This is a genomic window from Streptomyces sp. NPDC002817 (genome assembly GCF_053592055.1).
Genome location: NZ_JBSFUY010000117.1, coordinates 1 through 1,150, shown reverse-complemented (window position 1 = coordinate 1,150; position 1,150 = coordinate 1). Strand labels below are relative to the sequence as shown.

Genomic DNA, 1,150 nt, shown 5'->3' with positions numbered 1-1,150 from the left:
CGGCGCGGCTTGCGGGGGCGTTGACGCCGGAGGTGGACGCGGTGCTGGCGCGGTATCCGCTACGGGATCTGGTGACCGTCTCGGAGGTGCTGCCGCTGCTGGTGGAGCGGGAGCGGGCGCTGTACGGGGCCTGGTACGAGTTCTTCCCGCGGTCCGAGGGCACGCCGGAGCGCCCGCACGGCACCTTCCGCACGGCCGCACGGCGGTTCGAGGCGATCGCGGCGATGGGGTTCGACGTCGTCTACCTGCCGCCCATCCACCCGATCGGCACGACCTTCCGCAAGGGCCCGAACAACACGCTGTCGGCCGCCGCGGAGGACGTGGGCGTGCCGTGGGCGATCGGCTCCCCGGAGGGCGGGCACGACGCGGTCCATCCGGATCTGGGCACGATCGAGGACTTCGACCGGTTCGTGTCCCAGGCCCGCAGGCACGATCTCGAGATCGCCCTGGACTTCGCGCTGCAATGCTCGCCCGACCACCCCTGGGTGCAGAAGCATCCCCAGTGGTTCCACCATCGCCCGGACGGCACCATCGCCTATGCGGAGAACCCGCCGAAGAAGTACCAGGACATCTACCCGATCGCCTTCGACGCCGACCTGGACGGCCTGATCGCCGAGACGCTGCGGGTCTTGCGGTTCTGGATGGACCACGGGGTGCGGATCTTCCGGGTCGACAACCCGCACACCAAGCCGGTCGTCTTCTGGCAGCGGGTGATCGCGGACATCAACACCACCGACCCGGACGTGATCTTCCTGGCCGAGGCGTTCACCCGCCCGGCCATGATGCACACCCTGGGCCAGATCGGCTTCCAGCAGTCCTACACCTACTTCACCTGGCGCAACACCAAGGAAGAACTCACCGAGTACCTCACCGAGCTGTCCGGTGAGGCGGCCGCCTACATGCGGCCCAACTTCTTCGCCAACACCCCCGACATCCTGCACGCCTACCTCCAGCACGGCGGCCGGCCCGCCTTCGAGATCCGCGCCGTCCTGGCCGCCACCCTCTCCCCCACCTGGGGTATCTACAGCGGCTACGAACTGTGCGAGAACACCCCCCTGCGCACCGGCAGCGAGGAATACCTCGACTCCGAGAAGTACCAACTCCGCCACCGCGACTGGGAAACCGCCGACAGCATCACCCCCCTGATCAC

At 68.3% G+C, this 1,150-nt stretch carries 1 pseudogene; it reads left to right on the top strand.

From position 1 onward, the window contains the following. Nucleotides 1–1,150: pseudogene (locus tag ACWD3I_RS49255) on the top strand (alpha-1,4-glucan--maltose-1-phosphate maltosyltransferase); the annotation flags it as partial.